Annotated in this window: 13 protein-coding genes; all 13 read right to left on the minus strand. The window is 44.4% G+C overall.

Features of this window, described 5'->3' with window-relative positions:
* Nucleotides 1-11: 11 nt before the first annotated feature.
* Nucleotides 12-1,661 carry a glycoside hydrolase family 28 protein gene (locus EWE74_RS11645; RefSeq protein ID WP_206365209.1) on the minus strand — a complete coding sequence of 550 codons (1,650 nt, stop codon included), beginning with the start codon at nt 1,659-1,661 and terminating at the stop codon, nt 12-14.
* A 57-nt stretch (nt 1,662-1,718) separates the two neighbouring features.
* Nucleotides 1,719-2,774 (minus strand): glycoside hydrolase family protein, encoded by a 1,056-nt coding sequence (locus EWE74_RS11650; RefSeq protein WP_130142379.1) that lies wholly within the window; start codon nt 2,772-2,774, stop codon nt 1,719-1,721.
* Between the two features lie 146 nt (nt 2,775-2,920).
* Nucleotides 2,921-4,090 (minus strand): glycoside hydrolase family 88/105 protein, encoded by a 1,170-nt coding sequence (locus EWE74_RS11655; RefSeq protein ID WP_130141715.1) that lies wholly within the window; start codon nt 4,088-4,090, stop codon nt 2,921-2,923.
* A gap of 23 nt (nt 4,091-4,113) precedes the next feature.
* The gene (locus tag EWE74_RS11660; RefSeq protein ID WP_130141716.1) at nt 4,114-5,919 is read right to left on the minus strand and encodes a RagB/SusD family nutrient uptake outer membrane protein; all 1,806 of its coding nucleotides are present in this window, start codon (nt 5,917-5,919) and stop codon (nt 4,114-4,116) included.
* 11 nt (nt 5,920-5,930) lie between these two features.
* A complete protein-coding gene (locus EWE74_RS11665; RefSeq protein WP_239018635.1) occupies nt 5,931-9,167 on the minus strand; it encodes a SusC/RagA family TonB-linked outer membrane protein in 3,237 nt (1,078 codons plus the stop codon).
* Nucleotides 9,168-9,290: 123 nt separating this feature from the next.
* Nucleotides 9,291-10,934: a RagB/SusD family nutrient uptake outer membrane protein gene (locus tag EWE74_RS11670; protein WP_239018636.1), complete on the minus strand. Its 1,644-nt coding sequence runs from the start codon at nt 10,932-10,934 to the stop codon at nt 9,291-9,293.
* Nucleotides 10,934-14,059: a SusC/RagA family TonB-linked outer membrane protein gene (locus EWE74_RS11675; RefSeq protein WP_130141718.1), complete on the minus strand. Its 3,126-nt coding sequence runs from the start codon at nt 14,057-14,059 to the stop codon at nt 10,934-10,936. Before EWE74_RS11675 ends, EWE74_RS11670 begins: the two co-directional genes overlap by 1 nt.
* Nucleotides 14,059-15,627, minus strand: coding sequence for a fasciclin domain-containing protein (locus EWE74_RS11680; RefSeq protein WP_130141719.1), 1,569 nt, complete (start codon nt 15,625-15,627; stop codon nt 14,059-14,061). The genes EWE74_RS11675 and EWE74_RS11680 overlap by 1 nt, the downstream gene beginning before the upstream one ends.
* Before the next feature lie 16 nt (nt 15,628-15,643).
* Complete coding sequence (locus tag EWE74_RS11685; protein ID WP_130141720.1) at nt 15,644-17,260, minus strand: fasciclin domain-containing protein; 1,617 nt, start codon at nt 17,258-17,260, stop codon at nt 15,644-15,646.
* 5 nt (nt 17,261-17,265) lie between these two features.
* Nucleotides 17,266-18,732, minus strand: coding sequence for a RagB/SusD family nutrient uptake outer membrane protein (locus EWE74_RS11690; protein ID WP_130141721.1), 1,467 nt, complete (start codon nt 18,730-18,732; stop codon nt 17,266-17,268).
* A gap of 12 nt (nt 18,733-18,744) precedes the next feature.
* Nucleotides 18,745-21,996, minus strand: a complete 3,252-nt coding sequence (locus EWE74_RS11695; protein ID WP_130141722.1) for a SusC/RagA family TonB-linked outer membrane protein — start codon at nt 21,994-21,996, stop codon at nt 18,745-18,747.
* Between the two features lie 41 nt (nt 21,997-22,037).
* Complete coding sequence (locus tag EWE74_RS11700; RefSeq protein WP_130141723.1) at nt 22,038-24,236, minus strand: fasciclin domain-containing protein; 2,199 nt, start codon at nt 24,234-24,236, stop codon at nt 22,038-22,040.
* Between the two features lie 56 nt (nt 24,237-24,292).
* Complete coding sequence (locus EWE74_RS11705; RefSeq protein WP_130141724.1) at nt 24,293-25,693, minus strand: pectate lyase family protein; 1,401 nt, start codon at nt 25,691-25,693, stop codon at nt 24,293-24,295.
* Between the last annotated feature and the right edge of the window lie 198 nt (nt 25,694-25,891).

Here is a 25,891-nt window from a genome sequence, read left to right on the forward strand (position 1 = left end):
ATAATCTCCTATTAATTGACCGCGTTTAATTTCACGGCATCCGACGGGAGATCTCTTCCTATCTGGATCTGTTCTTCTTGATAATTTCCATGTATAACCATGTTCGTTGACCGACGCCCTGATAGATTAAAAATTGCAGATCGGACATCTGTTTGCAGTTGTTCAACTTGTACATCTTGTACATTTCGTAACGTGAGAGCTGGCCCTTCCTTCGGATAAATAGCCATATTTTTAAGATTTATTTTCGCTGACTCCATGATTTCCCCACCCAATTGGGAATGAACGACAAAGTTCTCCACGTTGATATTTTCAATCATGTGTTCCGGCAACCCGTAAAAATACATCGCTTTTCGTGCGCTGGCACAGGTGACGTCAGTGATATAAATATTTCTGAACGTAGGGGTGGTTTCATCCACCGGCGGAATCTCCTCGATTATCTCATCACCATCTTCCAAAGATTCTACAACGGACTTGCCACCGTAATATAGATTAAAATGAAGGGGCTCCGTAGCAATGTCAAACATACTAATGTCCCGAATGAATATATTCTCCACGACACCACCACGTCCTCGGCGACTTTTGAAACGCAGCCCTACATCTGTCCCTAAAAATTGACAGTTGGAAACAAGAATATTTTTTACGCCACCGGACATCTCGCTCCCCACGACGAAACCACCATGACCTTTGAATACGGTACAATTGTCGATAATAACATTTTCCGTTGCTCGGTTACGTTTTCTACCGTCTTCGTCCTTTCCAGATTTTATACAAATCCCGTCATCCCCTACATCAAAAGTACTGTTGACAATAATCGCATTTTTGCAGGACTCTAGATCTAGTCCATCGCCATTTTGCGCATAGGACGGATTTCTAACCTGCACTCCATCCAAAATCACGTTTTCGCACATCAATGGATGGATATTCCATGCGGGTGAATTCTGGAAAATCACGCCCTGCAGGAAAACGTTTCTACATTCAATAAAACTGACCATCACCGGACGTAGGAAGTCTCTTACAGATTGCCATTCTTCCGACGTTTGTAAATTACGTGGCACATTCATATCACTGGTGGTATCTGCATGTAAATATGCAGCAGAAGGCATCCAATAATCGTCACGTTTAAACACCCCTCCCGAGGAAGTTGCGCGTTTCCAAAAGCTTTCGGACACCTTACCTTTTTTCAATGGACGCCAGTAATGCCCATTACCGTCGATAGCTCCACTGCCCGTTATCGCAACATTTTCTAAGTTCCGTCCTGAAATCGGAGACTGACATCTGCGGGTATCGAGTCCTTCAAAAGAAGTTTCCACAATGGGATATAAATCTTTGTCAGGCGAGAACAAGATAATCGCCCGATCTTCCAGGTGCAAATTAATGTTGCTCTTAAAAACAATCGGGCCGGTGAACCACACGCCTGCAGGCACACGAAGCCGTCCACCTCCTTTTTGTGAAAGTGTTTCCATTGCGTCGGCAAACGCCTCTGTGTTGAGCGTTGTTCCGTCTCCGATCCCACCGAAATCTATAATCGACACCTCGTTGTCTGGAAATGTAGGTTGTGACAGAACGGGCATATCAAACGGTAAATCTTTATACAGGTAATTGTAATCAGACGACTTATCGCCCTCATTACAGGATATACAACCCGCGATTGCCAAGATCATCAAACAATTTTGAAATAGATATATTATTTTTTTCTTCATCATGCGTTAAACCAATTATTAAAGTTTATAGGATACAATCTCGAATACGAACGTTGTCGAGGTATCCGATGGCCCTCCTTGGGTTGCGCCAAACAAATACCGAGGGGTACCCTTCATTTTGTCGAGCAACAACATGGGCCGTTCTAAACGCCCAAAGCGTTTGAGATGGTTCGCGGGAGCTGGTTCGTCGATATAACTTTTCATATCGAGATAGGAAATCCTAGGTTCTGACCAGTCTAGGCCATCTTTAGAAGATAGCAACAAGCCATATTCGTGATTATAGAACCCCATATCTCGGGCAATCATATAATAAACATCTCCTTCTTTCCATACGAAAGCATCTTCCAGCTGTGCATTGTTCGGGCGACCCGAAAAGTCGATAACTGGATTATCCGAAACTTTCGTATACGGTCCTTGTGGGTGATCGGCTTTGGCCAGCCCATACTTGCGGTTTCCACGCACTGCACCCGATTGATTTTGATATTCTGCGGTATTCCAAGATTTATAAAATAACCAGTATTTGCCGTCATTCCCTTTCACAAAGGCAGGATTCGTCGTACAATGATCGTCCCAAGTCCCCTCTTCTCCCGGCATTAGTGCTGGGCTATCAGGTCGTTCCCAAGGTCCATCCAAGCTTTTTGCCGTAGCAATACCGATACGTTTGGTGTCGGTTTTTCCATTCGAATTGCCCATATAAAATAGGTAATAGGTATCGCCCACGTGCTGAATAAGCGGGTTATGGCACGTCGTGCTGTCCCAATACCCTTCCCTCGGACTAAGCACGACACCTTGATCCGCAAACGGGGCGTCAGGACGATCGGCTACGGCATGGGCAATTTCCGACCCCCGGATCCAACCACTCATGCCTTTTTCCTTTTTCCATCGGGAATAAAAAAGATGTACTTTCCCATCTTCACCCCAAATGGGAGAAGAGCACCAGATGTAGTAATCATTCAAAGTCAATGATCGACCGATAGGTTTTAAGGTAAAAGCTGGCGTGTCGTCTGCGCTACTAAACGAAAAAAGAGTGGGGCCTACCATCAAACCTGACATTAAAAAGAAGCCAGATTTCATAAAATCTCTTCTTGAACACCTATCTATTTCACTTGTCATTTTTGTCATGGTTCATTATCCGTTAACTTTGCTTCCTAGGTTTATACCTCTAATATATCAAAAAACAATCCCATATGTGTCCTGCTCCGTCCTGCGTAGCACCTAGTTTATTTATTTAACTCCAACAAACCCATGATAAATGGTCCAGTAGCTTTCGCATCGTTTTCGCGGATGCGCTCTCCTACATAATAGGCATAACTTCCGTCACGATAGGGATGTCCGCCCAAACCGGCAACCGCATTGCACTGGATAAGTGTAAGTGTACCGTCCGCTTCTGTTTTCAATAATTTTTTTTGTATTCCGTGCAGCGTCTTTTCGGCTACTTGCTTATAAGAATCGGCGATATAGCCCTTGTTGGTCGCTTTCGCAAAACCGTACATGAACATTGCGTTTACAGATGCTTCCTGATAGTTTTTTTCAGCAGCAATCTGATCGATCACTTGCCACCACAGTCCTTCTTCGTCTTGATATTTGGGTAACGTTTCTGCTAGTTTTTGGATAATAGTGACAATCTCCTCCCGTTGCGGATAGTCCGTTGGAATAAAATCGAGCACATCGACCAACGCCATAAACCACCAACCGATACTTCGCCCCCAAAAATTGGGTGACTGTCCTGTTATATTGTTGGCCCATTGCTGCTTTTTGCTTTCGTCCCAAGCATGATAATAGAGGCCGGTTTTCTTATCGTACGTATGTTTCGCTGTTACGAGAATGTGATTAATTACATCGTCATAATGTGCGCTATCACCGGTAAATTGTCCATACTGGGCAACAAAAGGATCCGCCATATACACACCGTCCAACCAAACCTGATGGGGATAAATCAATTTATGCCAATAAGCGCCTTCCAAGGTGCGAGGGTGAACGCTCAGCTGCGACATTAAACGTTCTATGGCCAGTTTATATTTTTCCTTTCCGGTCTTTTCATACAAGGTAAAGAGAATTTTACCCGGATTAATATAGTCCAGATTATAGGTATCTCTTTTGTAAAGATAGATATTCCCCTCTTCGTTGATGATGGTATCCGTCCAAGCTTCCACATAATCAAAATATTTCTGATCGGCGGTTTTCTCCCACATTTTTAACATCGCCAAGCAACCTAAACCCTGTCCGTAACCGAAATACAGTCGTTTACCATGATCGATCTGCCAAGCTTCCGGAAAGCGTTTCATTTCAGATTCGGCAAATTGTACATATAGCTTCTGTTCCTGGGCTTTCGATGACAGGGCAAGGAAACAGAATACGATTAAAGTCACTACCGTTATATGATATCTCATCTACTATCGCTTTACAAATTTTATTAATACAAAGGGTGTTGTTGTCCACGTAGTCCCGGGTTCGCGTCGATCGTATTTGTTGAGAGCGGAAACAGTTCTACTTTATTCTTTTCCAACCCACGGAAAATATTTCTCACCCAAACTTCATTAGCTGTAAATCTATTGTTAAAAAAAGCCGCAGTGTTCCCATACATATCTAAGATCGTATAACCTTGACGCTCCAGTTCTGCTTTTTCAGTTGCTGTTGGTTCATTCTTCAACGATACGAAATCTAAGGCTATCGTAGGATCATTAAAGGCCTTTGCATCCGTAACCTGATAAGCTCGATATCGCGCAACATCTGCATATTTCCCTGTATGATTTGCCAAGTCTGTGATTTCCTGTTTCGTTGCAGTAAGTTTTTCGTATAGTATACCCCAACGGATCAAATCCGTGCGGCGCCAACCCTCAAAACCCAGTTCTAGCTTACGCTCTTGGATAATGGCATCGCGAAACGCCTCGTACGTACTTGGCGTTTCACCAATTTGAGAACGATCGTTCTGGAAAGCGCGTAGACGTACTTTCTCGTACATTTCTTTCGCCACGCCGGTCGGCCCGTTGTTCAATTCGTTTTCTGCTTCCGCATACATTAACAATACATCGGCATACCGTAAATGAATCCAGTTGATGTCGCGCTGGGCTGCCGAAACACCTTCGTCGGCTTTCCAGTTGACACGATACTTACCGATCATGTGGTTCGCGTAGGTATTCATTTGGTGCGTACTTTCCGCGGTTATGGCATAATTGGAGATGGTCACGTCACGACGAACGTCACCTTCTTCGAACTCAAAATAGTATGTAGGCAGTGCAGCCATTGCCGGTTGCGATTTATTATAAAACGACTGCGTATGTGCAAAGATACCATTCGTGTATCCGAGTCTCGCCTCATTGCGATCGGCACCTTTTTGACCATACTCGAACATGGATTCTTTATTGTATTTCCCGTTTACTAGGTCACGGAAAATTGTTTCATAATCGATCAACTCATTTTCTCCTCGATCCACAACGGCCTTGCAAGCATCCCGCGCGATTTCGTACAGCTCTTGGATACGTGGCGTATCTGATCGGCGCGCCAATTGTACGCTCCCAGGTGCATAGCTGTCTAGATCCCAACGGAGTGAATAACCTGCCGCATAAAGTGCGATACGTGCCAACAGGCCGTAAGCGGCGTTCTTCGATACGCGTTCTATCGGCATTCCCGACCCCCCCTTCCAAGGTAATAATTCAATAGCTTGCTGCAGATCCCGCACACAACCATCCAATATCGTATCCCGGCTTACACGAGATGAAGAAAAATCTGGCATTTCCACAACAGGAATAGTTGGATAAGGTACATCACCGAAATGCCGTACAACGTGAAGCATATTCATTGCGCGGATCGCATAGGCCTCTCCCAGCAATATATCCAGCTTGTCTTGTTCGGCATCGTCAGTGATTGTCATTAGAGGTATATTTCTGATCAGCACGTTTGCTTGCTCGACACCAGCATACATGGCCGTGTATGTGCCTGTTGGACTGATGGCGGGGTTAAAAACATAATTGGCAACTTGGTTTTTCGAATTGGTTTCTCCTTCGGTAGAAAAACACTCGTCCGTTCCCATACCAAATTGATAAAATAGTTCCGCATTGAATGTACTTGTATATGCACCCAGCACGGCCATTTCTACTTTTCCAACGTCTTCAAAAATGGTCGAGCTATCAAAATCCTTTTCTGACGGTAGTTCTAAAAAGTCTTTACATGATGTTGCTGTTAAGAGTAGAGATGCAACGATTATATATATATATTTCATGGTGCTATTCGTTAAAACGTTAGATTAATTCCGGTCACAAAGCTCTTTATCCGTGGGTATGCCGAGTTGTCGACGCCTCTTGTCAAAATCGCGTCAGTAGCAGAAACCTCCGGGTCAAATCCGGAGTAATTTGTAAACGTATGGATGTTGTTTAAAGTAACATAAAACCTCAATCGTTGGATAAAAGCCTTTTTGGAGACTTCTCCCGGTAGTGTGTAACCGAGAGTAATATTGTTTATCCGCAAAAAAGACGCATCTTCCAAGTAGTAATCTAGTGGATCGGATATCGCTATGTTGTTACCCGAATTCAAACTCCATACTTGACGTCCGTCTTGTTGATTTGGGTTCAGTTCTGCCAATCGATTTAAATCCCTTGTTTCCAAACCAGTATTTGGGTCAATCAGGGTAAAGCGGTCGGACATATTTCCGAGGGCGTTCTGATTGGGTAAATAGGGTCCCATAAAGCGCTGACTATTCATGTTGAACACCTTATTCCCGTAAGCAAAATTCAAGAATACGCTGAGGTCAAAACCCTTGTAAATAAATTCATTGTTAAAGCCCCCAAAAAATTTAGGTTCTGGACTCCCTAATTCTGTACGATCATCCGGGGACCATACCGGATTGCCGTTTTCATCTGTTTGGCCTGCTACAGGCAGGTATTTCACGTCACCCGGTTTTACGGAAGAGCGGTCTTTGCCTTTCAAGGACGCAACACCATCTTTTAGACTATAACTGCCGTCCCCTTGCTGAACGAAATCGTCTGTGGTATATACGCCATCATATTTGTAACCGTAAAATGTGCTGATCGGACCACCTACGCTGGTATAGAAGTTCATCCTGGACTCATAACTTGTAATCATGTAGTCGTTGCCGGCACTTCCGAAGAGCTGTCCCACTTTCGAACGGTTAAATGTTATATTGAACGCTGATCTCCATTGAAAATTTGCGTTGCGTACGTTTAACGTATTCAGAGAGAGTTCAACACCTCTATTCCGCAACGTGGCGACATTTTGATATTGCTCGGTATATCCGGTCGATGTCGGAATAGCGGCTTTCAGCAACAGGTTTTTGGATTCGTTGTTGTAAAAATCAGCAGTCAGGTTTACACGATTGTTTAGCAGAGCCACATCTAGTCCCACATTTGCTGTTTGTGTCTTTTCCCAGACTAAAGCTGGATTTCCTAAGGTGTTACTCGGTTTTACACCAACGACCGTCTTATTATCTACCGCAACAACAGTCGATCCATACAAAGTGGCATAGCGTGTAGTTCCTATTCTATCATTTCCGGTTGTACCGTAGCCGACGCGCAGCTTTAACTGATCAAAAAGGCCATTGTCTTCCATGAAGTTTTCGTTATGAATATTCCAAGCAGCGGACGCAGAAGGAAAAGCGCCCCATTTGTTACCTTGCCGGAAGGTAGATACACCATCCGCTCGAACGGTCGCGGTCACTAAATAACGGTCATCGTAATTATAGATTCCGCGGAAGAAACCAGACACCAGACCGTAGCGGTCAGCTTCGGATTCGCCACGTTCTGTCCGCCCGGCTAAACTCACGTCTTTGAGACCGAAATTACTGGCGGGGAATTCAAAATACTCATGTTTAAGACCTTGGCTTTCTTCGTACCGCACTTCGTGACCAGCCATTAAATTGATATGATGTTTATCAAAGTCTTTCATCCAGGACAAGGTATTCGTCCATTGCCATTCAAACCCTTCCGCATTATTTATATCCCCATAGGGACCTCCGTTATTCTGTGCATCTCGAGTCCGTCCATCGTCCCAAAAATCGGTACGGTTTTGTCCCCACTGATAGGATCCCTGCGTACGAAACGTAAAATCATTCAAAAATCTAGCCGTCAAGCCGATGTTTACATTCGCTAAACGCGAGGCCCGTTCGCGGGTACGCGCGTCGTTCATGATGATCGGGTTGGAAATATCATACTGCGAGTCGATCAACTGCATTTCGTCGCCAATATCCGTTTGCAGCATCTCTTCGTCTGTATAACGAATCCCGCCCGTTGCAGGTTGTAGAGCAGACATCTTGAGCATACCGCCCAGCGATCCGCCACCTTGTCTATTGGCATCCTGAAACAGGGAATTGAAATCCACATTCACCCCTTCAAATAATTGGTGGTCGACCTTCGCACGCACACTGTTCCGCCGGAACCCTGATTTGGCTAAAATACCGTCTTGGTTCGTGTTATTGTAAGACAGCATCAGTTTTGTCTTTTCGTTTCCACCAGAAATATTCACGTTGTGGTTTTGCAACAAGGCGCTGCCACCGAACACCTCATCTTGCCAATCAATTCCCGCACGCGTTCCATAGTCGTTATGGATCCGTGCATAAGCACCGGAAGCAAAATCAGGATCATCGACATCTCCCCCGTACATATCAGCAAACCTGGACGCGTTACCAGCAAGTGTCTGGAATTCGTATTGATATTTCACATAATCTTCTACGCCCAGCAGATCGAGCTTTCTGCTCAACCGCTCAAAACTCAGATAGGCATTATAATCAACCACGGTACGGCCGGATTTTGCAGATTTTGTCGTAATCAATACCACGCCATTCGCACCACGCGCACCATATATCGCTGTAGCCGACGCATCTTTTAAGATGTCAATGTTTTCAATATCATTGATATCGATTTTCATCAAAGCATCTTCCATGACGAATCCATCTACGACATACAAGGGTTTAGTAGAACCGGTGATGGACGTTCCGCCCCGAACGGTAATATTGACATCGGCTCCCGGCGCTCCACTCTGTGTGACGACATTGACCCCAGCCACTTTACCTGTTAAGGCCTGCGCTGCCGTTGTAACGGGAACTTGACGAATATCGTCCCCTTTCACGGAACCCACCGCACCAGTCAGATCTCTTTTTCTGGCTGTACCGTAACCGATCACGACAACTTCGTCCAAATCATTGTTGGCTGCCATCAGCAAGACGGTAATCGGATTTCGACTGCTTACAGTCACCTCTTCGGGCATATATCCCACATAGCTTGTCTGTAATATGTCGCCCACTTCTATAGGAAGCGAAAAAGTTCCGTCTTCGTCCGTCAGTGTGCTCGTATTTTTTCCTTTAATCTGTACACTAGCTCCGCTGATGGGTTGATTACTGGCATCGGTAACTCTCCCCGACAAGGAAAATTCTTGCGCCTTACCCCACGAAATCATAGCAAAAAAGAGTAACAGGCACACCACTCCCCCCTTTACGTTTTGTCTAACAGTTAGCATCATAAATGTTTCAGTTTATAGTTACTTCCTGTCAAAAGTAGGGGTCAGTGCGTGTTTTACACTTTCAAAAATTGACGTATTTTATCTAAAAATTGACAAAACAACTAAATAGCAGGAGGTCATCCCCTATTTCAACGGATACTTCACAAACCAGTTCTGTTCGTTCATCAAATGGCCTCTAACCTGCTGCTTTTGTCCATCTGGATATTTTGCAGAAACGATATCGGCTAAGATAGCTGGATCATTCCATCGCTTGGCAATACGCATCAATGCGAAATAAGCTTTTGCCTCGCCTGCACTTTCCATCAGCGTTTCTTCTGCTACAAGTTTGTCCAATGCTTTCATATATGCGCGTTTCTTCTCCTCGGTATCCAGATCATCTTTTGATAAGCCTTGTGGGTATACCGGAGCAAGGCTCACTCTCCTTCGGATTCCCATATTGATTGCAAAATGGGAATTGATCGTAGGATCATCAAACGGAGCTTCCAAATTATCTCCGTTGCGCGATCGATATAGCTCAACACCATCATTAAACAAAGCCTCTGCCGGTCCAAACTTTCCTAGATTATTCAGCGCTTCGATTACAAAGAAATGCACATCGGAATCCCGGTAAATCGAAATATGGACATTGTTTTTATAAATTTCAGAAGCACTCTCGCGATCTCTGGAAAACTTACGGATCACCCACTCCCCATTTTGGAAATAATACGTAAAATCAACACCCCGATATCGATCTCCCAGGGTATGCCCATCATAACGTAATTGCGACTCGTAACGTTGCATAGCCACCTCTGTAGGTTTTAGATAATAAACAGAAGGCTCCTCGTTCGAGAAAAAACGGATTAAACGATTGGTCTGGTTTCTTTCAAAATCGTAGGGAACCATATTAATCAGCACGCGCGTACGCGTGATAGGATCTCGTGTAAATGCCTGTATCCATTCACCATTCCAATCCTCATTACTGACTTTATATCTTTTGCCACCGCCATCTGAAATAAACGGTATACCGATGTCCACTACGCGCTGATATTCTTTATTCCACAGGTACAATTCCATACGAAGAGGAGCCGGTGACGGACAGATCATGTTCCACACCAAATCTTGTTGGTTGGCCGGTATACCGGGATATAATATATTTCCCCAATTGGCTTCATATAGGCCATTTACACCATCTTCACCATTTTCCATCAGGGTAATCAACTTCGGAATCAATTCATCGAAACCGATTACCGGAATCTCACCTATTTTATCTAGATTCAGTTCGGGATCGTCGAAATAGGCTACCTGCCCGTATAATTTACCCAAAGTCAAGTAAGTCCACACTTTAAAACGGATAGTTCCGGATATCAATGCCGCATAGTGCGCCTCCTCAATGGCAGTGGGGTTGCTTTTTCTGTACGCAATAATCTTACTCAGGTAAGCGTTTGCATTGACGATCAAATCGTAATACGGTCTCGGATTGGCAAAGCTATTGCCTAGCTTTTCCTTGAAATTGTATAAATCCCAAAGATCCTGCGGGGCATTCGCGGTCGGCTCGAGTAAATCCGTACGTAAATCACTGAGAAACACCGTCTGGTCTGCGATTGCCTGCATTTTAGACGCAACGCCCATATAACCGGAATACAGCTCATTCGACTCCTTTAAATAATCTTTATCTAACAATATATCGTTCGTATCCACTTCAAAATAACGGGAACATCCCGTTAAAGTCAAGGCAACAGTTGCTATTCCACATACGAAAAAACTCCTTCTTATATTCATATTCTTCATTACAGCTTAATGTTAACACCAAATTTAAATGTACGTGGCAATGGAATCTTACCATAATCTGCTCCCATATAGCTAATCGCATTGCTATATGCGGTCACTGGATCCAAACCAAGATAGTCTGTCCATGTAAATATGTTTTCGCCAGCAATGTACCATTCCGAATTAGATAGCACATTTAGTCGGTGCTGTCCAAACTTATACGACAGGGTGATGTTTTCCAGTCGTAGGAACGATGCATCTTCTATCCACCTGTTTGAAAAGCGCGCATTTTCCATAGGATCACCATAAGCAGCTTGGGGAATATTGGTCTGCTGACCGTCAGTTTGCCAGCGGCGGAGTACGGCTTCCGACTGATTGGCATAACTATCCATGCTCTCCATGCTACGACGTAAACCGTTGTACATCTGATTTCCTTGGCTGAAACTGAGCAATCCCTGTAGATGGATGTTTTTATAACGGATGCTAAGGGAGGTTCCTCCGAAAAGGTTCGGCAAACTGTTGCCCAGCGATACCTGGTCTTCATTGTCAATTACGCCATCTTGATTAATATCTGCGAAGTGCGCATCGCCGGCACCAAAATATCTGTTCTTATAATCCTGTAATCCCAAAGCGCCTGCCTCTGCATCACTGGAAATAACACCACGGAAGTTTGCACCGTAAAAAGAGAAGGGAGAGACGCCAACACGATTAATGCGGGTAACACCGTCCGCCTGCAGATGGAGCATATCGGCTCCACCGACCAAACGCTTAACCTTACTGTTCAAAGTAGACAGATTACCTCTCCAGGTTAAAGACCAGTCCCGGTTATCGATGACCGCCACATTCAGCTCCACTTCCAGCCCTTGATTTTCTATGGCACCGCCATTCATGTAGATCTGGTCGATGCCACCGATCGGCGAGACAGGAAAGGCATTTAATAAGTTGCTGGCACGATTAAAATAATAGCCTACATTAAGATTTAGGCGCTGGTTAATACCCGAGAAAATTAAATTCGCCTGCCAGTTTTCGTTATCTTCCCAGCGGATGTTTTGATTAGGAATGTTACCTACCACGATGCCCGCTAATTGCCGGTATAACTGGCTCCCATAATATGCCTGTCCAATCTTCGACGAAAAGCGACTATTTCCAGTCTTCGCATAGCCAATTTTAAATACGAGGTTATCAATACTGTTGATGTCTTTCAAAAGTGCTGTGTTGGACAGTAGGAACGAGAAATCGGCTGCCGGGAACACACCGAAACGGCTAGCGTTCGCCCCCGAGACAGACGAACCATCTATACTCAAATTGACGTCCAATTTGGCTAAACTACGCCAACTGTACTGTGTATAGCCGTATATGTTCATCCAGTTCCACTGTTCATTGTAGCCCCAAAAAAGGCGACCAGCATTATTCACATAATTGAGGGTACGGTAGAAATCCGAGCTGGTGTTTCTTCCACTTCCGGCATCATACTCCTGAGAAGTTAACAAGCCCTGTACACCGCCTCCGAAGAACGCCTCATCCTGATTCCAATTTTTGTGGTAGGTTCCGTAGAGGTTCCATGAAATATTGGACGTTTGTCCCGCTCCTGCTCTGGCGCTATTCAACGCTAGTCCATCTTCAAGCGGCAGGATCGTACCACTGGATAATCCGGGGATGAAAGCATTCTGCCGTGTATAATTGGAAAAGAGGCCTAAAACAGCGTTTAATCTAAAGCGATCCGTAGCTTGATAGCCTAAGTTTGCCTGCACAAACACATCATAGATATCCGATTTAAAATCGGCAGTTTGCAAAAGCGCCAATGGGTTGGAAACACCAAACTGTCCGACGCGATCCAGATCTGGCAAAACATTATTGTCCACATCTTTTTGGTATGGGCTTAGGATCGGCGCTCGGTATAATGCGGATATTAAGGGGTTTGTTGCCGGTAGGATACCCTGTTCCTGTAAACGGGAAGTACTATACGTAAGCGCTGTAATAGCTTTTAAATCGAACTTACCTCCTAAATTGATGCTGGAATTCAAGCGTGTGCTATATCGTGTGGTCGCAGTCTGATCCAGTGCCCCTTGCTGGCTAAGTACGCCCAGCGACAAATCATATTTCGCTACCGCATCGCCACCTTTGATACGCAAATGGTTATCGGTTACAAAGGCATTTCGATAAATGACATCTTGCCAATCTGTCGTATTATTGTATAGGTAGTTATAATAGTAGTCCGGATCATCACGCAGGAAAGGGAACCTCGCCAATAGCTCGCCAATATCTTCGTATTGCGTCATGCCGACACTACCTAGTAAACTTTTATACGCACTACCTCCCAATAAAGGTAGTGTGCTATAATTGTGGGCGAGACCATAGTTACCGCTGAATTCTACAACGGTTTCCAAATCGTCGGAGGACGACGTTTCTAAAAGAAGTACGCCGTTCGATCCCAAGGATCCGTATCGGGCAGTCTCTGCTCCCTTCAACAAACGGATATGTTTGATATCTTGCAAGGCAAAGGGTGCGAACGTCCCTCTGGAATAGCCGCCGATAATGGGCGAGTTTCCTAAATCTGGCAAATACGGCACACCATCGACCACGATCAATGGGGTATTATCCGCATCGAACGAGCGTACGCCTCGAAAGTTCAACATCCCCCCTTCGGAGACCATCCCACTCTTATTGAGAACGCGCAGGCCCGTCATTTCGCCCGTTAATACCTGCTCGATATCGACGGCGCCCGCACGATAGTCGTTATCAGACAGCACGTTGCTATTCTTCTCAGAAAACGTTCCGTCGACCACATTGATATAGTTTGTCCGCCCTTCGCCAATCAATGTTATTTCGAAAGTACTTCGTCCCAAAATTTCTACGTATGCCTCATAGTATCCCGGGCTCCAGACCCGAATAGTAGTAGCCCGATCGTCGACCTCATCCAATGTAAAGGATCCATCTTTCTTCGTACGGACGTTGGACGTTGTATTTAATACCGTCACCACTGCATCGAGTACCGGACTTTTATCGTAATTACTAACCACCTTTCCGGTAATCGTCGTTTGTGCAAACACAGGAACGACCCCTAACGCCAACATGGTAAAAAATAGCGAACGCCACATCCTCTTTTTCGTTATCTTCGTCATATATTCAGTTAATATTCGGTTCATTAATAGTTATTTTGTGTTGGGATCAAAGCCCAGTGGTAAAGATCCAGCCGTTCAACATTTCCTTTACCTAGGCCCGCAAACTCCACCTTAATTTTAAAGGAACGCACATCGTCACCCTCAAGCATCACCGGGCCGACCAACCCACCCCAACCGTTATACTTCGTTCCAGGCACCGTATTCGTATTCCGGTCGAAATGCCAAGGTGTTGCCGGCTCCACATTGAGATTTAACGCAACGGGTTTATCGTCAATATAAATATTGACAAAGGGATGGTTCGTTGCTCGGAATCCCATATACAGGTTATACTCTCCGGGCGGTACTTCGACGACCTTATAATCCGTCGAACCATCTGAATTCCGCTCCAACATAACTGGTGTATAGTCAATCGATGTTGGTTTGTTATCTTCCAGATCGCCCTCTATCCGTAGTGTGCGATAAGTTATCTCTACACCAATAGTAGGAAATGTTACGGTAACATCATCTGCAGGTCCAATACTTTTGACGTTATTCAATGTAAACCGCAAATCCTTCTCGTCATCCGGTACAAACTCCCAATAATGAAACAATTGCTTAATCATACTGATATGGACGTTATTTGGTATTTTGAGTTTGCTGATCTCGTAGATACGGCCGTTGCTCATGCGCCTGAAATTTGGGTCTACTTTTTGCACGGAAGGCTTCCAAAGCTTTCCAAAAACTGATGTAAGATCTTCTCCCGAAACATCATCGAGTAATGATTTATAAAAGATAGCATCTTTGATCCAGATGAAGGCCACTAAAGAATCCTCTTTCAAAAATTCCTTCCCAAATTGATCGTACAATAGTCCTAGATCATTAAAACAATTTTCGATAACGTGATTGCTAGGCAAAAACATCGTTATTTCCGAGAACTCCGACCGGATATCTGCTTTTTCGAAAATAGGGTTGGTAATTACATATACCGAGTCATACAGCGTATTGCCCGTCGGGTCCACGCCAATCGGAATACTGTTTTCCAGGTCAAAAATGGTATCGTTCATCGCGAGGATAGTATCCCGGATGATCGAGTAATCACTACCCAGCGCTTCTATGTATTCATAAATGCTAAAATCGGGGGTTAAGAGTTGGTCGATCTCATGCACTACACCGTTCTGGCAAATTTGATTCCCCTTCACCACTGCTGCATCACCGACGTGTACGACCCCGCCATCCTTGTTTATCGATAAATATTTACCATTGAAGGTCATCACGCGTAACCCACTCTTGAGCTTGGTATTATCATATATCAAACTGTTGATATGGTACCGCAGGATAAACTCGGTATCTTCTCCCAAATTATTCAATGCGCCCATTTTTTCATTAGAAACCGCCCAAATGGTCAGGTTCTGGTCGCGCGCGAGTTCCGCTGCCAAATCATATTCTTCTAGCTTGGCCACAAAATCCGAATACTGGGGCTGTGATTTTAAATAGTCCAAAAGATTCAGGGACGATACTGTTCCCTCTTCTTCCCCGTAATGGGTGTCCCAGTTTTTGTTACAACCGACAAGTATGGTAACTAAACATACTGTCGCATAAATTATCTGTTTCATAACAATAAGGTTTAAATCATTCTACGGGATCAAATTGCAAATAATCCATCGTGATCAAACGACCATCCAATGATAATATACGAAGGGTATGATCTGCTGTTTCTGTAAATTCTACGGTGCCCATCGCTTGAGTTAGATTTCGCTCTTCTCTGGAGTTCGATATAACCAACCGAGCATGGATTATCTCATTATCAAGAATAAAAGCACAGATACCTGTATGCGCCGAATGCTTAGGGCTCGGCCATACAAAGGATACTTTATATCGTCCTTTGACGATGGTCGGGCTTTTAAACTCGATCCAGCCCGACTCACCCAATTCAGCACGAAGATGGTCATGGTTCAATAGGGCATACCAATTCCCCTCCGATGGTCTATTGTTGCGATAAGTAACTACATTCGGCTTGTATTCCGGACGTGCAGACCAGGTGATATTCGTTAGTTCATTGGCTGTAAATGTTTTATTGTACTGTGATCCTAAATTGGAATTACGATATTGGCTAACATTTGCTTCAATATCGGGGTAATCGGTCAATTCCCATATCACCTGAACTTGCTCTGGGGAAAATAAAGGCATCCAGTTGTTTACTTCGTGGACAACACCATTTTTACAGGCGATATTCATCTCCACGAAGGCAATGGACTCCCCGGTTTCGACATCTTCATTGAGCACTAAACCAGCGCCACTTTCAGAAACCTTAAGCAATTCATTGGGAGCCATAGTCTGCAGGTTCATTTTAGTGCCATTTTCCGAGAATTTTCCCAGATCGGCATATGAACGCTGCTGATCCAATAAATGGTATGAAACGTATTTATTCAATGGGTTATCCGGGTTTGTATAATCGCTACCTGCCGACACCTCGAGTCGCTCCAATAAATCCTGTATGCCATGGATACCTGCTTTAGTATAGGTCTCATTGCTTACAACAAAGGCTGTATATTTAAACCGTTGCTGAATCGGATTTCCTAAAGGATCGGTCGTTTCGGTGTATACGGTTTCCAATCTTTCCTTATATCCGGTTAGATCTACCAGCTCCTTGAACAGGCTCCAATGTTGTTTTGCTTGCAACCGGTCGTAAACGGTCTCCACCAACGGAACCAGCACATCATCGATACTATGAATGATACCATTGGTCGCTTTAATATCATAACTGTTGAATCTCGACACGCCATTCAGATAAACTGCCTCTAACCCCCCATTTCTAAAGTCAACAAATAGGTTATCGTCCGTCGCATTGAGTTCGTTAATGGCGCCACTTTGAAACTGTGCAAATTCTACTTTTGCATTCGGAATTAAATGATATCGAACCAAATAAGCAGCCTGTTCTTCCGACATTTCCGATATCGCCCCTAAGTTTGTTGCTTTTAGGTAACGTTCTACCCCTTCATTAACCGGAACGAAGTGGGTATATATGGCATCGAGATTTAGTGTATTATATAGGTTTGCTTTTTGCAGTACCTCTACCCAAAGGCTGTATTTGTCTTCGTTGTTTTTCAGGTAAAGAGCGATTGGTGTCTCTTCATATGCGGTATAGGTGTTGTTTTCAAAAGCATCCTTACAGGAACTCACCAACGTGAGCATCCAGCCCAGGAAGATCAAGAGGCCCCAGATCCAAATTTGTTTTTTTGTGTTCATCTCTCTTAATTTAAGTGTTCATAATAGGGGTTCTGTACTAAAAGCCTATTGAAGCGCAATTCATCGATGTGGATCGGCAAGTAGTGTGCATTTTCATTCATCAGCTGCGCTCGAATCACCGGCGCAGCGGCTCCGGGGTTGCCTGCTAGTACCTGTTCAATAAAATATTCTTTGTATTTATAGTTGTCTCGCTGCGCGACACGCAATAGATCAAACCAACGCTTCCCCTCTGCCAGAAACTCTTTTGCTCGTTCTTTGAGCAATGCGTCCAATAGCTGTAACTCCGTAGTCCCTGCGTCCAATGGACGAGATATCGTCGCTCTGGTGCGGACAGCGGTAATGAGCTCTATCGCTGCCGGATAGGAGCTTTCACCTTTCATGATCAGCGCCTCCGCCTTCATGAGATAAATATCTGCCATCCGGTACACAATCCAGTTTTGATCGCTAAACGAGCGTGGCACCCCCGTGCCTGCTTCCGCACCGAGATATTTCCATATTTTCAGATCGGTGGCATAAGAAGCCCCAAACGCACGTATATCTTCTGTATCTTCCGCATATAATGAAAGGGCATAATTCGAGATAATCCAGTTATACGACGCACCGAACATATTCATCAAATCGTTATTCTGCGCCTTGGAGTTATCAAACTGTATCTCGAAAATCCCTTCGTTGGTATTGCCTTCACTAAAGATGGTGAACCAGTTATTGGTGGTATTTATCCTTCCCTGAATCAATCCCACTCGTCCCGACTCCATCACGGCGTTACAAGATATGATTGCTTTATCATATTCGCCCATCCATAAATAGACGTCAGCCAATGTGGCGTGGATAGCCCATTTCGTAGCACGTCCTTTTGTTTCCCATACCGTCGGCCAAATTTCTTTGCTATTGGCTAAAGCCGTTGTTAAATCGTGTTCAATCTGTGACATGATCTGTTCTTTGGAGGATTTCGCGACTTCGTAGGCTGCGTGGTCGTCCATATAAGGTTCAAGAAGGAGCGGTGCTTCCCCAAACGTGCGCACGATGTAGAAATAACTTAATGCTCGGAGGAAATACGCCTCTGACAGATAAGATTGCATGACGGCCTGATTAAACGAGGGATCCCTGTCCACCACATCCGGCGCATATTTCAATACCATATTGGCATAATTGATAATCTGATAAAAATTGCTCCATTTCACCAGCTTGTTGGATGGCAGGATGGACAAGCCTTTTAGCCGTATTAAGTCCATATCTACGACAAGACCCGCTACACTTAATGTATTGCCACGTCCGTCACCGAAAATTAGCATATCCTTTACCGCTTTCTGGAGTCCAACATAAGCCGCTCCTAAAACCGCTTCCGCTTCTTCTTTATTTGCCCAATAGTCATCAGTAACCTGCTGGTTTTCCGGCTTTAATTCCAGCCATTTTTGGCAAGAACTGCTTATCAACAGCACTGTGATTATTAGGAAGCTATACCATACTTTCATAGTTCTTCTGTATTAAAAATTTACATTTACGCCCAATGCAAACCGTCGTGGTCGTGGGGTGTTGGCATTATCTTGACTTAACATATATACATCGCTGGAAAGCGATACTTCGGGGTCTTGACCCGAATATTTTGTCCAGGTGTACACATCTTGTAAGGTGGCAAATACGTCAAAACGGGTGACTCCGAAGCGCTCGATGAGCGACTTAGGCAGCGAATAACGTAGCGACACCATCTTCAACCGCACGAATGATGCATCTTCGACGAAACGATCTGATCCAAGATAGTTATAGCCTTCACCGTACAGCGCCCTCGGGATCATACTGGCATCACCCTCGTTCCGCCATCTTCCCAATACGGCGGTGCTCTGATTACCTGTTCCGCGCATATTCTCTGTACTCATCCGAACTTTGTTCACGACTTTCTGTCCGAATCGTCCGTGAAAAAAGGTGCTCAAACGGAACCCTTTATAATTTACATCAATTCCTCCACCCGCTGTAAAGAGCGGCATAGCATTTCCCAAATAGACAATATCATACTGATTGATAACACCATTCCCATCGATATCCTGATATTTGGCATCGCCCGCAAATACGCGTCGATCTCCATTCCGCGTGAACACGGCTTCTCCATCGAGATCCCGAATAACTTCGCCATTCAGATCCCGGGCGTAGGTTTCTTCTATATTTTGATACACGCCTTGATACCGATAGCCATAGAATGAACCCAAAGGATTTCCTTCTACAATTTTGTGTGCATAATTTTCGTTGTCGAAATCATAGCGTTCAAACTCCATATTATCCGGCAATTCCAGCACGGTATTTCGATTCCTGGAAATATTCAGGTGGCTAAAACTCAAACCAAAGTCTTTACTACGAATGGCTTCGACATTCAGGATTAATTCCCATCCTTTATTCTCCATTTTACCGGAATTGTAGAAGCTCATTTCTGTGAATCCGGTGGAGGACGGCAGTTTTACATCTTTCTGTAATAAGTCGGTGGTCACGCGGTTATAAATTTCACCGGTAATGGTCAACCTGTTTTTAAAGAAGGCCAGATCAACGCCGAAATCGGTTTGTGTAACCGTTTCCCATTTGAGATTATCAAGCTGCATGGATACAGGCCTGATCGCTGTCATGTCCCCATAACCGGGGGTAATCGGTTCAAATACGCCTAAGTAGGTATAGTTACCTCGTGGCGAGTTACCGGTTTTACCCCAGCTATAACGTAGCTTGACCATATCAGCGATGCCCAATTTCTTGATGAACTCCTCGTCACCAAGATGATAAGCCACCCCTAGGGCGGGGAATCCCTTCCAGCGATGTTGCGCAGAAACTGCGGTACTAGCTTCCCAGCGATAGGTTCCATTAATTAAATACTTATTTTTAAATCCGTAATGCAAACTGGAGATCACACCAATATCTCTTCCCATCGAATTACCGGATCCCATCTTTGCAATTGCTCCGCCCGACGTAGGGTCACTCAGTGAGGAAGATGCATTTCCGGACGTCTCGCTGGCATAGCTAAAGTTTCTCGACTCCCGCGTCTGCACCAGGGCCGCTCCTACGATACTGTGATTCTCCTGGAAGGTTTTGTTGTATATAAATTTATTTTCTGTCGAAATGTATAAATTGTCGGTTAGCGCGTCTGTACTTCTGTTGAAGAATGGATCTGTCCAAATCACTCCGGTTACCGATTGTGGCAAATACTTTTTATTCTTGGTGGAACGGGTATCAAAGCCTACCGTACCAGTATATTGCAGTTCAGGAAAGATCTGGTACTGTGCTCTAAAAATAACACGCGCCTGCTCTCCAGACGTTTTATTCACCGATTCATTGACCATCGCGACCGGATTGTACATACTTTCTTTTTCATCTCCGATAAAACTTCCCTGGAAATTAAGACGCGGTGTAAAATACTCGTCGGTATAATTACCGTACGCATCTATAAAGTACGGACTCATGTTTGGCATTTTGGTCATCGCCATGCCCCGCGGTGTCTGAATCTTCCCCGTCCAAAAATTGTCTCGATTACTCAATGAATACGACATATCCGCATTGATATTGAATTTGTTTGAGAACTTATAATTCACGCTTACCAAGGAATTGTAACGGTTTAATCCCGTGCCTTTTGTTGTTCCAACATCATTCAAATACCCCAAGGATACGCGGTAAGTGGCCTTATCTCCTCCGCCACTGATCGACAAAGAATTATCGACAAAATGCCCGACTTGGGTAACTTGATCCATCCAATTGGTATTTTGGTTATATTCTTTAAAATAAATCCACGACGGATCGTAGTTGATCTCCTGTGTATTGTATAACAACGAGAGATAAGGCAGTGCGCGCTGATACCCCAAATCGTTGACGGAATTCCAGATTGCATCCTGTATCATGGCGACATACTGTCCGCCATCCAACATCGGAATGGTTTCTGCCTCTCGTTTGACGTCGACTTTACTGGAAAAGGCAAATTGGGTTTTACCCTGCCGGCCTTTTTTCGTTTTAAAGAGCAGAACGCCGTTCGCACCACGAGATCCCCATATCGCTGTTGCCGCCGCATCTTTCAGTACTTCGATCGATTCGATATCCATCGGCGAAATGTTAATCAACGCGCCGAAATCCTCGTCGTTGGCCGTTGAGAAATTAAAATCACTGGAAATCTCCGTTGGATAAGGCACCCCGTCGACGACGATCAAGGGTTCCGAATTCCCATTGAGCGACGAGGTTCCACGGATACGGATCGAGCTACGCGCTCCTGGATCAGCACCGGAAACAATATCTACATTAGCCAACCGTCCCTGCAAACCACTTTCAATAGAAGCAAAAGGCATGGTTTCCAAAGCTTTCATATCGATACTCTCGGTTGCCGAAACTTGATTCCGGTAGGAAATACCCATGGCATTCCGTTGCTGATCTCCGGCGCCGGTCACCACGACCTCTTCAATAGACTTATCGTCAACTTGTAAAGTCACATTCACTTCAGCTTGCCCCATATAAGGGATCCGCTGTGAAATGTAGCCTATACACGCAACTACAATTGTCAAATCACTTTCTGCGGGCACCTCGACACTATATTGTCCTTGGGCGTCTGTGGAAGCCCCCCTCAAGTTTCTATTATCTTTGTTTTCTACAAAGATCGAAGCCCCTTGTAGCGCTTCATTTCCCTGACCTTTTATATTTCCCGTCAATACGCTGGATGATTGACCGACGACTAAAGAAATAACGCTAAAACATGTTATCAAGGTTAATATATATCGCCTCATTTATCTTTTTTTAAATGCTAAACCTAAAATATTTTAATCCGTTATCGTTTTAACAGTTTGTTTATTCGATAAACAGCTCCATCACTGAAAACCTGCGGAAAATCTCCTAAAATCGGGACTACGGTACCATCCGAATCAATTAGCTCGAGATTTGTTCCGCGATCTGCCAGACTGATCTGCCGGTATCCCGAAGCTCCCAGTCGCAATGCCGTATCCCATGTTCCCTGAACACCAAATCCCGGAAATGGATAGTCGCCCAAAGAGTTATCCGGAACAGATACAAAATAGGATTTCAGGTATGCTGCTAGCTCCGATTTTTCCGTCGGGATGCTACCATCTTCCAAACCAGCTAACACCGTCTCGTTATCTGGCGCAAAGAGTAGAAAGCGATTACCAAACAGGAAAGACAAGGAGTTCCCGACTTCCATCAATCCGGCACGAGCTAGTAATTTGGAGAATTCGGCATAGGGATGTAGCACGTTCACAGAAGACTCTGCACTGATCAACGTAAACTTAATCGTTCTCGTTTCCGCACCCATCGCGACCTGTGTTTCCATACTCCGACCGTTGTACCATGCACCTTCGATAATACGGGCAGCTACATCTTCTTGCCCGTTATAGGTAGATGTAGAGTATACTTTTCCTTCTATCACATAGACATAGTTAAACGGATTTCGGGTGCGGTACACTTTTTTCCCTTGTAGGGTGGTGATTTCATCATATACAATATGGTCTGAAACAAAATTCTCCATTTGATTTTGAGATAAGGCCACGAGGACGCCGTCCGAGTTTTCAACCAAAATGTATTCGTCGCCAAATACTGCTGGATTTCCCTCCGTCCAAAACAACTGGCTATCTCCAATATAAGTATTCTGGATAACGCCGTTGGTCGGTATAAAAAGTGTAAAGTCAATATCTTTACTCGCTAAGGTTTCATAAAGTCCGGATTGGAACAGCATATACATGAAAATTTTGTAATTCGGATTCCGGAATGCCGCACCGGTTACACTATTGAACATATCGGGCACCAATACTTTATCCAAGCCATAGAAAGCGCCATTGGAGGCAATAGCTTTTTGTTTTACATCGTTGTCTGGATCAAATACGATCGGCGTACCGAAAGCCGTCTTGATATCGGGATTCTTTCCGATTTCGGACGGGAAGACAATATTACCCGCATACACATGGTTATACATTAACAACAATAAGGGCAGTAGATCTACTTGGCTCAGCGACGTATAGTGTTCGGCCAAATAGCTATCAAAAAAGCTTTCCAAGGCTCTGTTATTTGGGGCAAACACATTAAACCCTCTATAAGCTAGTCCGGCTAAATCAAAATAGGCAACCGCATCTGACAATCCATAGGTGGTCCATTCGGACGCGATAGATGGCAATGCACCGTGCGACACATTAAAGAGGGAGTCTCCCGCTAGCGCATAGTCTCTGCTCGTCTCCTCATCATAAGTGAGCGTCCGGTAACGATCGTAGATAGTCAAAAAATCCTTGTATTCGGGATATTCTTCGAGCGTTGCATGCAAGGTTTTCAACGGCTTCAAGACTTCGTCGACGATGTAGATATATCCGTTATCGCTGGGAACGGAATACTCGGTTACCCCGGCATTTCCCACGTTAAAACCGCTGTCTCCTTTCCAGGTTCCGCTGCCAAAGAAATACCCGTAGTTGCTTGCAGCATCAATACCTTTGGTCTGAAAATGTGTTGGAGATAAAACCGGCAGAAAGCGATCCTTGTTGAATACTTTTCGCTGCTTTCCGGTAATCTGATCCAGCTCTATGCTGATGGAATCTGAGCTACGCGTACGATGTTTGTAATAGAGTCCCGCCATATTGGGCTCTCTTGCTTCACTCCCGTTGGGCTGATAATTGACCAACATGTCTTTATTGTATGCGTAATAGACTAAGTGATAGCCAATCAGCTTTTTCAATTCTTGTTGTGGAACTTGTGCTACGGAAGACCAATTGTTTTCAGCCAGATATCGCTGAAACGCTTCATCGGACGGAGCAAAAACGGTGGCGATGGTTTTGCCATCGAGGACTTCTTTAAATCCTGCCCGTTCTGCTGCTTCCAAAAACAGGGTAAACTGCCCCCTCTCCTCCAAAACCTCCCAACTATTGCCTTTTAGCCAATCCGGACGCTCGTAATGCGAGACCAGTTCCTTTTTAGAGCAAGCTGCAAAACAAGCCATAAATACACTCACCGTGTATAATAACAGTTTCTTCATGAATGATTTGGTTTATTACGTTGTTAGTTATTATTTACTTTTCACTTTAGTTTATCTTATTCTTCTGCAAGACGATGGAGATAAACTTCTATATTCAAATATCCCCGGTATTTCGGATCGATACTTAACTGGAGGGCATCTGTCGTCTTATTTTTATCTAATCCTAGACGAATTTCCCATTCGTCGGGAATACCATCATCATCGGTATCTATTAATGCCGGCGCATCCGCTATATCCCCCAGTCCACCGTTGCTTAATGGTAAATCTGACTCGTCATAAACGTAAAGACCAGAGGTACCTTTACTAGATAGCTCACGAATTAGCAAAGCATCTACCTGATCTCTTTTCGGTCGTGTTGCGCCTACTTGACTAACTAGGTGAGAGATCACTTCTTGAGCTTGCAGTGCCGGCGATATGGAGGGGTAATTGGCATAATCGGCTATGGTTTTAAAATTTCTCAACGCCAATCCTGGATACCATTGTTCATTTGCGTCTATCAAAACGCCATCTAATACCCCATTTTGATTATTATCATAATAATTGCCGGTTTGATACAGGTTAAAGTTCTCGTTCCCTCTCGAAAACGGGCTTTGCTTGTTTTTTGGTGTGGCGGGGCCACCAATAAAATAGTTATGGAGGATAAGTGCGTTCGAGATCATTGCAGAGCCACCACCTAAAATATAAGCATCTGCTGATACCTGATGTTCATTCTTGGTCTTATTGGCATTACCAAAATTGTAGACGACATTATTTACAAACTCACTGGTCCCTTTTACTTTCGGGTTACGCGTCTTATTACTGATATAAAGCGACTTTAGTATGGATAGCTTACCTCCTGTTTGCATCAACCCGCCTGCAGAATGATTATATCGATGGAGCCCCTGCGCGATAATGCAGTTCTGAAGGGTTATACTATCGGGCTCTACTCCTTTCTTATCCCAGCTCACGGAGAAAACTTCATCTAACCCCCATGAAAACGACATGTGATCCAAGATTATATTTTTACCGTTTGCGATGCCGGACGCATCCTCATTTTTTCCTGCGCCTGCGTTAGCACCCAAGCGGATCCGCAAAAAACGCGCGATCGTTTCGTTAGCGCCGGAAAAGGAAACTTTTCGCCCGTACAAAACAATTCCGTCTCCTGGAGCAGTATGCCCCGCAATAGTGGTGTAAGGAGCAATCGTAATGTTATCTTTTAACCGTATTATACCGGCAACTCTAAATATAACAAAACGTCCGGGCTGACTGACTGCATCCCGAAAGGAACCCGGCCCGTCGTCTGCGAGGGTAGTCACGAAATAAACACGAGTTTCTTCGTGTCCTCTTGCACCTTTTGCAAACCGTCCAAATCCTTCTGCTCCCGGAAAAGACAGCAATGACTGCGCCTGTAATACGGTACTTAGGGTGAATAAGACCCCGACAAATAATCCGCTGATTAGGTTCAAATATCTCCTCATCTTAGCTAGTTTAAGGCAGGCTGTAAAAAAGCCTCTATTTTACTGTTTATATTTTGGCAATTAATTATTACATCTGTCTATCTGAAAACGATGTATGTGTTACTTCACATTGTCAAATGTAGGATAAGGGTATTTTTTTTACTTTCAAAAATTGACACAATGCGTTTAAAAATTGACAAAGCGTTTTTTTTTAAGGAT

Origin of the sequence: Sphingobacterium corticibacterium, assembly GCF_004208525.1 — a bacterium.
Taxonomy (GTDB): domain Bacteria; phylum Bacteroidota; class Bacteroidia; order Sphingobacteriales; family Sphingobacteriaceae; genus Sphingobacterium; species Sphingobacterium corticibacterium.